At 65.0% G+C, this 9,098-nt stretch carries 6 protein-coding genes and 1 pseudogene; 2 read left to right on the forward strand and 5 right to left on the reverse strand.

Going from position 1 to position 9,098, the window contains the following annotated elements; genetic code table 11:
- Nucleotides 1-26: 26 nt before the first annotated feature.
- From ACFP9U_RS12510 to lptF, 3 genes are read right to left on the reverse strand one after another with little or no spacing between them, the layout of a single operon-like run.
- Nucleotides 27-2,384 carry an LPS-assembly protein LptD gene (locus ACFP9U_RS12510; protein WP_378621819.1) on the reverse strand — a complete coding sequence of 786 codons (2,358 nt, stop codon included), beginning with the start codon at nt 2,382-2,384 and terminating at the stop codon, nt 27-29.
- Complete coding sequence (lptG, locus tag ACFP9U_RS12515) at nt 2,385-3,470, reverse strand: LPS export ABC transporter permease LptG (RefSeq protein WP_378621820.1); 1,086 nt, start codon at nt 3,468-3,470, stop codon at nt 2,385-2,387.
- Nucleotides 3,467-4,666, reverse strand: a complete 1,200-nt coding sequence (gene lptF / locus ACFP9U_RS12520; RefSeq protein ID WP_378621821.1) for an LPS export ABC transporter permease LptF — start codon at nt 4,664-4,666, stop codon at nt 3,467-3,469. The genes lptG and lptF overlap by 4 nt, the downstream gene beginning before the upstream one ends.
- Before the next feature lie 274 nt (nt 4,667-4,940).
- On the opposite strand from lptF, the gene ACFP9U_RS12525 reads away from it, so the two are divergent.
- Both ACFP9U_RS12525 and ACFP9U_RS12530 read left to right on the forward strand, forming a co-directional pair.
- Nucleotides 4,941-6,440 carry a leucyl aminopeptidase gene (locus ACFP9U_RS12525; protein WP_378621823.1) on the forward strand — a complete coding sequence of 500 codons (1,500 nt, stop codon included), beginning with the start codon at nt 4,941-4,943 and terminating at the stop codon, nt 6,438-6,440.
- Nucleotides 6,437-6,886, forward strand: coding sequence for a DNA polymerase III subunit chi (locus ACFP9U_RS12530; RefSeq protein WP_378621825.1), 450 nt, complete (start codon nt 6,437-6,439; stop codon nt 6,884-6,886). The genes ACFP9U_RS12525 and ACFP9U_RS12530 overlap by 4 nt, the downstream gene beginning before the upstream one ends.
- A 15-nt stretch (nt 6,887-6,901) precedes the next feature.
- Here ACFP9U_RS12530 and ACFP9U_RS12535 read toward each other — a convergent pair whose 3' ends face one another.
- Nucleotides 6,902-8,779: an ABC-F family ATP-binding cassette domain-containing protein gene (locus ACFP9U_RS12535; RefSeq protein WP_378621827.1), complete on the reverse strand. Its 1,878-nt coding sequence runs from the start codon at nt 8,777-8,779 to the stop codon at nt 6,902-6,904.
- A 110-nt stretch (nt 8,780-8,889) separates the two neighbouring features.
- Nucleotides 8,890-9,098: pseudogene (locus ACFP9U_RS12540) on the reverse strand (hypothetical protein); the annotation flags it as partial.

Raw genomic sequence — 9,098 nt, forward strand, 5'->3', positions numbered from 1 at the left:
GCTGGGCAAAACCATGACGTTATCGGCTAATTGGTTCGCCCGAAAGCGCCGGACGCCGTGCCGAACTCGCCCAGAGTGCGCAGGGAGATGTTGAAGCCGAAGCTGAATTCCTGTTCCCCGTTGTTACGGTCGCGCTCCTGGCTGAACCGCATTGTATAGATAAAGCACTCGTCGTCATAGGCAAAGCCGAACGAGTTTTTCACCATGATCTGTTTTTCCAGGTCATAGGTTCCCGAGGCGAAGGCGCGCCAGTTCTCGTGTAGACGCACGGACGTTCCCCCGCTCACCTCGCGGCGGTCTTCATCGAAACCGTAAAGCGGCTGCGCCTCGATGAAGGCATACTGCACATTGGCGGTGACCGGTCCGACAGTCGCTCCGGCGCGCAGGTCGGTACGGCGCAACGCGAAGGTCTCCTCGTCGAAGCGCCCGCCTGCCGAGAGCGAGAGGCCGCCTGGCGTCGTGATCCCGACGAGGCCGACGAAATCCGAAATGTCGGTCTCGAGTCCGGAGTAGGCGCCTGCGTTCACCAGGTCCGCAGAGGCATAGGAGTTCACGCCGCCCAGATGATAGGACTGGCCAAACAGGCCGTGCGCCGTCCAGCCGTCGCCGAAGCGGCCTGAATAGCGGATGCCGAGATTGGCGCGCGTCCCACCTTCGATGCGGTCGTAGCCGGAAAACTTGTCGCGCTCGAACAGCGTGCTCGCGTCGAACACCATCGACTGGGCGTCTTCGTTCGGAATGCCCAGCTTGTCGTGATAGGGCTCGTCCGGACGCACGAAGATCTGCCCTGTCGGCTCCAGCACGTGGGTCGAACTGGCCGTGGAGAACAGGACCGGCCACCGCGCCTCGAGCCCGGCCGTGGCCATGGCGCGGTAATAGGAGGTGCGGATGTCGCTTTGCGTCTGCGCGCCGTCGATGGTGAAACTCTCGATGCGCCCCACCGCCTCGGGAGAGAGGTTCGCGTGGATGGTGTCACCGCGCGCGTGCAGGATCGGTGTGAGCACCAGCCCGTTGTCCGTCACGAAGGAACGCTTCCATTCGGCCTGCGCGGTGAGGCGCGCCGAGTCGCCTTTGAGCCCCTGAAGCTTGGTGGGGTTGTACATGCCTTCGTCGCGGTAGAGCCCTTGAGCGTTCACGTCCAGGTTCAGTTCGCCGCCCGCCAGCGGCTCGTCGGGGGTGTAGGAATAGTCGAAGCTAGGCAAAACCCAGGGCTGGCTCGCATGCCGGCCGCCGATCGAGTCTTCCTGAACCTGGAAGCGATAGGCGTGCAGATCGAAATAGTTCCGGTCATCGAGGCCGGTCAGGTAGACCTCGGAGCGGTGCACCGCCTGGTCAAACCCCTCGATCTCATAGGTCCGGGAGAAGTTCTTGTCCGACTGCACCAGGACGTCCCAACCGAACGACCAGCGCGGATTGATGTCGAAATGGCCTTGCGAGCCGATCATCCCGCGCTCTTCCTGGAGCCGGTCGACTTCCCAGTTTTCCCAGGCCTCCGGCTCCTGCTGCGAGATGCCGGCGATCTTGAGATTGTACCGACCGTTGTTGAACTGTTGGCGCCATTCCGCTTCGCCCAGGAAGCCCTGCTTGGAATAAGGGGTCACCGCGACCGTCAGGTCATAGGTCGGCGAAAGTGCCAGATAATAGGGCACCTTTACGCCGTATCCGCGCTCGCTGCCGCCCAAAATGCTCGGCATGAGAAAGCCGGACTTGCGTTTCACCGTCGGGTCGGCGATTTCGAAAGCGGGTAGGAATGCGAGCGGCACGCCGAAGAACTCGAAACGGGCGCGTTCGAACCGGATGGTCTTCGCTTCGCCGTCCCAGATGATCTTCCGCGCCTTGACCTGCCACAGCGGTGGCCGGTCGGGGCGCTCCTCACAGGGTTCACAGGCGGTGTAGACGCCCCGGTTGAAGGTGGTGACCCTGCCGCCGGCGCGCTCGGCGGATTCGGCCGCGAAATAGGTCTCGTCGATCGTCTCCACCCTGAGCGCCTCGACGAAGCCATCGCTGAAATCGTCGGTGACGTCGATCTGGTCGGCATAGATGCGGTTGCCGTCGCTCTCGATGATCTCGACATTGCCGCTGGCGATCACCCGCGAGGTGGAGCGGTCGTAGGTGACACGCTGGGCGACCAGACGGTTGCCGGCATACTCGATCTGCACCCCGCCCACGGCGGTGATCGTATTGCGGTCGTTGTCATAAACGAGGGTATCGGCGCTAAGCAGCATCTGCGCGTCCTCGGGCAGGTCGCGGTCGCCGAAGCCGTCCACCTGAGCGGCGGCGACCGAAGCGGCCGCAACCAGGGCAATGATCGCCACGCCCGCTCTTGCGCGCAGCCGGCGCGTCAAGCGGTTGGTTCCGCGGCCCCTGTCTACCGCTCCCCCCAACTATCCGTCCTCCTTGAACAACAGGAAAGTGACCCCGAAAAACATTGCAACCAAAACAGGTGTCCATGCAGCGATGAAAGGTGGGACGAAGCCGGCGCTGCCGAACGCCTTCACGAGAACCGAAACCACATAAAGCAGAAAGCCGGCGACGATTCCACCCAGAATCACCGCCGCCGATTGCCCCATCCTGGTGAACCGCATGGAGACTGTGGCGGCAATCAGCGTCATGGCCACGAGCAGGGCGGGTAGCGTCACCAGTGAGTGAAAGTGCGTGGCGAAGGCGTTGGCGCGCAAACCGAAAGAACGGGCCACCTCGATGCGGCTCGGCAATTCGAAGATCGACACCGCCTCCGGCTGCGTGAGCTGCTGGCCGACCAGCTCGGGCCGTAAATTCGTGGCGACACTCACCGTCTCGACCTGCTCCGGCGCACTGGTTCCTTCTCGCCGCGTCACGTCCCGCAGCTCCCAATAGCCGTTACGAAGCCACGCACGGTGCGCGTCGAGCCTTTGGGCGATTCGTCCCTCCTCGTCCATGATCAGAAAGGTCGGACGCACCAGCTCGGTCCCTCCATCGAGGGCGCTTTCGGCACCGATCACCGTTTCGCCTGCGTCAGTGCGCTGCTTGATCCAGCGTTCGTTCTGCGTGTTGGCCGGCGTGTCGGCGCCGCGCACCTCCGCCTCGACAGCCTGCGCCTTGGAGAAGCCGGCGGCGGCGATGGGGTTGAGAGCCAGGGCCGAAAGCAGTCCGAAAAGGAAAGCCCCGAGCGCGATGGGTGCCAGGAACTGCCAGGCTGAGATGCCGGCCGCCCGGGCGATCACCAGCTCATATTTGCGGTTGAGGCTGATGAGGGTGGCCATCGCCGCGATCAGACCGATGAAGGGAACGGCCTGCTGCATGATGATCGGCAGTTGCAGCGCCGCAAGGCCCAGGGCCCATTGCGCGGAGTAGCCTTCGAGGCCGGCGGCGCGGCCGGCGATCTCGGTGAAGCTGACGATGAAAACCAGCGCCGCCACGCCGATGAAATTCCACGCGGTGATGACGGCATAGCGCCGCAGGAAGTATCTGCCGAGGGTCAGTCCGATCATGCGCGTCCCCTCGGGCCGAAGCGGCGTGCGGTGCGCGCGCCGAATCCGGCAAGTGCTTCGCGGTCGCGTTGGAAGCGCGCGCTCAGCCGCTCCACCCAGTGCGTCGGCAACTCCATCACGCGGTTGCTGGCGATGAAGCCGATGCAGATGATGATCGTGCCGATCGGCACGGCATAGAGCATGAAGGAGAAGAACGGCACCGATTCCGCCTCGTTGCCGGCGTAGAAGCCCGCCCACCGCACGGCGAGCCCGATGGCGAGTGTCGTCACCAAAGGATGCAGCCGCGCCTCGCGGAAGGAGCGCGCGTCGCCGGCCACGGCAATGCCGATCAGGGCGAAGACGATGGGATAAAGCCACTCCGACAGCCGCATGTGCAGTTCCGCCCGGAAGGCCTGGGGATATTCGGCGAAGAACTTGTCCTCCGGGTCCGGGTTGAGGAGATAAGGCAGGTATTGGTCCTTCGGGTAGAGCGTCGGCCGGTCGGAGCCGTTGGTGAATTGCGACAGGTCCATCGGCAGCGACTCGAAGCGGATGATCGACACGTCGCCGCTACCCGACTGGCGCTGGATCTCCCCGTCCTGGAGCACGAGAACGCTGCCCGTCTCCCGCTCGACCGTGGCGCCGCGGCGGGCGTGGTAGATGAGCTTCATGTCCGGCGCGCGCGTGTCCACGACGAAAATGCCGCCGAGCTGCCCGTCGGCCCGCCGTTCCGAAATCTGCACGAAGATCCCGTCATCCACCTTCTGGAAGGTTCCCTCCTGCACCAGGGTGGCGATCAGGTCCGCATTGGCGCTGGCCAGCGTCTGGCGCAGCGCCTGGCGCGCGAAGGGCTCCAGCGTGTTGTTGATGGCGAAGGCGGCGATGCTCGAGATGATGGCGATCGTGAGGATCGGGCGGATGATGGTGCTGCGCGGACTTCCCGCGGCGTTGATGACGACCAGCTCGGAATCCGCATTCATGGTCGCCAGGGTATGGGCGACGGCAATGCCGATGGCGAACGGCATGATGATGGGAATCACCGCCGGCAGCGCCAGCGCCGCCACGGCGAAGAAGGTGGCTACGGATTGCCCGTTGCTCGTCACGATATCCAGCCGGTTGAGCACCTGCGTGGTCCACACGATGACGAGCACCCATGCGAGCGCCGCGGCGAAAATCGCCAGGGTGCGCCGCAGGATATAGTACTCCATCACTCTCATGGGCGGAAACCGTCCTTCCCGTTGATCGCCACAGGCCCTTGGGGCACCCGCGTGCCACGCTGTACAACACTGTCTCTCCGCTTTGGAAGGACCGGCGGAAAATGTCCCCGTGCCAGTGTGTCGCGCACACGCTTAACCGCGCGGTAAGGAACGCGGTTAATAATTGGTTGCATGCTGCGACCATTGCATTGCGGCCGCCCTCTTGTCATCTTCCCGAAAAACGCCAAGATCGCGCCATCCGCGCAAGAAGATTCCCATCGAGACAGGAAACCCCATGACCGAGAGACCGACCGTCGCCTTCGCGAAGCTTTCCCCGCCGAAAAAGGGGAGCGTCATCGTGCTAGCGCCCGAGGGAGGTGCATTGGGCGAGGCGGCTCGGGCGTGTGACCCCGCTGGAATTCTCCCGAAGGCATTCGCGGCAGCCGATTTCAAAGGCAAGCTGGCCGACACCGTCGAGGCGCTCGCACCCCAGGGAACCGACTATGATCGCATCGCAGTGGTCGGCGCGGGCAAGACGGCAGAACTCGATGAACAGGCCTGGCTGAAGATCGGCGGCGTGGCCGCTGCATCCGCGAAGAAGGCCAAGGACGTGACTGTGGTCGCGGAGGTGGCCGGCGCCGAGGCCACCGGGCGCGACGCTGCCCTGATCGGCCTCGGCCTTCTGCTGCGTTCCTACACCTTCGACAAGTACAAGACCCGCAAGGACGATGATGGCGGGAAGAAGGGCGATACGAAGCCGGCCAAATTCACCATTCAATGCGCCGATCCTGCCGCCGCGAAAAAGGCCTTTGCCGGTCTTTCCGCGGTTGGCGAGGGCGCGCTTCTGGCGCGCGATCTCGTCAACGAGCCGGCCAACGTGCTGGGGCCGGTGGAGTTCGCCGCAAAGGCGAAGGAGCTGGAGTCGCTCGGCGTCGAGGTCACCATCCTGAAGGAGAAGGAGCTGCGCGAGATCGGTATGGGCGCGCTGCTCGCGGTGGCCCAGGGCTCGGTCCGCCCGCCACGCGTGGCGGTAATGCAGTGGAAGGGCGGCAAAGCCAAGCAAAGCCCCGTCGCCTTCATTGGCAAGGGTGTCGTCTTTGACACCGGCGGCATTTCCATCAAGCCGTCCGGCGGAATGGAGGACATGAAGGGGGATATGGCCGGTGCGGCGGCCGTCGTCGGCCTCATGCACGCGCTCGCCGCCCGCAAGGCGAAGACCAACGCCATTGGCATCATCGGGCTGGTGGAGAACATGCCCGACGGCAACGCGCAGCGTCCGGGCGACATCGTCACCTCCCTGTCCGGGCAGACGATCGAGGTCATCAACACCGACGCGGAGGGGCGTCTCGTACTGGGCGACCTGCTCTGGTACTGCAAGGAGCAGCACAAGCCGCAGTTCATGGTCAATCTCGCCACGCTGACGGGAGCCGTCCTAGTCGCGTTGGGCAATTCCCAGGCCGGCATGTTCTGCAACGACGACACGCTGGCCGAACGGCTGGCCGCCGCCGGAAACGCCACTGGCGAGAGGCTCTGGCGCATGCCGCTGGGCCCGGAATACGACAAGCTCATCGACACCAAGAACGCCGACATGAAGAATACCGGCGGAGGCCGCCATGCCGGCGCCATCACCGCCGCCCAGTTCCTGAAGCGCTTTGTCGCGGAGACGCCCTGGGCGCATCTCGACATTGCCGGCACGGCGATGGCCTCGCCGGCCAGTGAGATCAACCAGTCCTGGGCCTCCGGCTACGGCGTGCGCCTCCTCGACAGGCTGGTGGCCGACCACTACGAGGGATGATGGAAGCGCTTTTCTACCATCTCACCGAATCCACGCTGGAGGAGGCGCTGCCCCCGCTCTTAGAAAAAAGCCTGGAGCGGGGCTGGCGGGTTGCCGTGCAGTCATCCGGCGAGGAACGCCGCGACGCCCTCGATACGCGCCTTTGGACCTATCGCGACGAAAGCTTCCTGCCGCACGGCACCGACGGGGAGGCGACCGCGGCCGAGCAGCCGGTACTGCTCACCACTGGTCCCGGTAATCCCAACGGCGCGACCATCCGCTTCTTCGTCGACGGGGCCGAGCCCGGCGCGCTAGAGGGCTATGAACGTTGCGTTTTCCTCTTTGACGGCCATGACTCCATGCAGCTCGAGGCCGCCCGCGCCCATTGGAAGGCGATGAAGGCGGCCGGCCACGCCGTCACCTACTGGCAGCAGGGCCCGGACCGGCGGTGGGAGAGGAAGGCGTGAGAACCGCAAGCCGGGTCATCCCGCCATCTCCTCCTCGTACTGACCCGACAATGTGAGCCACCTTTCCTCCTGCCGGTCGAGCAACTGGGCAAGTTCGGCGCGTTCTTTGGCGAGCTTGGAGACCTTGCCGGGATCGCGTTCGTAGAGGCCGGGGTCGGCCATCTGCGCCTCGACCGCCTCGATGCGCTTGCGCGTGCGCTCGATCAGCCCTTCCGTCGCCTTGATCTCCTTGGCGAGCGGCTCCAGTGCGGCGCGCTTCTTCGCCCCTTCGCGGCGGCGCTCGGCCTTCGAGGCTTTCTCGGCCTCGCGCTTTTCCCGGTTCCGGCTCGTGCCGCCGGTCGTCAGTGCCCGGTAGTCCTCCATGTCGCCTTCGTAGGGGCGCACCGTGCCCCGGTCGACCAGCCACAGCCGGTCGGCGCAGGCCTCGATCAGGTGGCGGTCGTGGCTGATGAGGATCACGGCGCCGTCATAGGAATTGAGCGCCTCCACCAGCGCCTCGCGGCTGTCGATGTCGAGATGGTTGGTGGGCTCGTCGAGGATGAACAGATGCGGCGCCTCGAAGGCGGCAAGTCCCATCAGGAGGCGTGCCTTTTCGCCGCCCGAAAGATCGCGCGCGGGCGTGTCCATCTTCTCCGTCGACAGGCCGAACTGCGCGACGCGCGCCCGCACCTTGGCCTCCGGCGCGTCCGGCATCAGCCGGCGCACGTGCTGATGGGCGTTCTCGTCCGGCCTCAGATCTTCGAGCTGGTGCTGGGCGAAAATCGAGACCTTCAGCCCCGGCGCCAGGGTCATGGTGCCGGTGTCGAGCCCGAGCCTGCCGGCGATCAGCTTGGCGAAGGTGGACTTTCCGTTGCCGTTTGCGCCGAGAAGGGCGATGCGGTCGTCATTGTCGATGCGCAGGTCGAGATTCCTCAGGATCGGCTTTCCCGGCGTGTAGCCGACCGCGCCACGCTCGATCGCCACGATGGGGGAGGCCACTTCCTTGGCCGGATTGGGGAAGCGGAACGGCATCACGTTTTCGTTCACCGTCGCGGCGATCGGCTGCAGCCGCGCCAACGCCTTCAGGCGGGACTGCGCCTGCCTCGCCTTCGACGCCTTGTAGCGGAAGCGCTCGACGAAGGCCTCCATATGCTTCTTCTGCGCCTCCTGCTTGGTGCGCATCTTCTCCTGCAACTCGGCCTTCTCCGCATATTGGCGGGCGAACTGGTCGTAGCCGCCGCGCCAGAAGGTGAGCTTTCGCCTTTCCAGATGCACGATGGAGGAAACCGCGTTGTTCAAGAGATCGCGATCGTGGCTGATGAGCAGCACCGTGTGCGGATAGCGCGCCAGATAGCTTTCCAGCCACATCGTGCCTTCGAGGTCGAGATAGTTCGTGGGCTCGTCGAGCAATAGCAGGTCGGGCTCGGCGAAAAGCACGGCCGCGAGCGCAACGCGCATGCGCCAGCCGCCGGAAAAGGAGGAGGCGGGCCGCTTCTGCGCCTCCGCGTCGAAACCGAGTCCGGACAGGATGGCGGCCGCGCGCGCCTCTGCCGAGTGCGCGTCGATGTCGGCGAGCCGGCTGTGGATTTCGGCGATGCGGTGGCCGTCGTTCGTCGTTTCCGTCTCGCGCAGCAGCCGTTCACGCTCGGTATCCGCCCTGAGAACGATGTCGAGCAGGGGGTCCTCGGTGCCGGGCGCCTCCTGCGCCACCTGCCCGATGCGCGTCCCCTTGGGATAGCTGATCGCGCCCGTTTCCGGCGAAAGCTCTCCGGTAATCGCGCGAAAAAGCGTCGTCTTGCCGGTGCCGTTGCGGCCTACCAGCCCGGCCTTCGTGCCCGCCGGCAGGGTGAGCGAGGCCTGCTCGATGAGAAGCCGTCCAGCGACGCGCAGTGAAAGATCATTGATTGTAAGCATGAGGCGCGGTTTAGGCCGAGGCCGGACCGGGATGCAAGCCCGCTTTTCTCATCCGCGCAAAAAGAAACGGCCCGGACCGGCCGGGCCGTTCAGCCGAATAGTTCGCAGGATCAGCGGCTCGCCATCCGCAGCACCTTGCAGAGCTGGACGAGATCGTAGTCCCAGCCGTTCGGATTGGCGAGGATTCCGCCGCAGAGTTTTTTGTTCCTGATGAGTTCGGCGTCGGTCATGCTGGCGACAACACTGCCGTAGTCGCTGCCGCCCAGGGAGCCGCCGCCCCCGAGGCCGCCGCCACCACCGCCGGCACTGCCACCGCCAC

The organism is Nitratireductor sp. GCM10026969 (genome assembly GCF_042660605.1).
GTDB lineage: Bacteria > Pseudomonadota > Alphaproteobacteria > Rhizobiales > Rhizobiaceae > Chelativorans.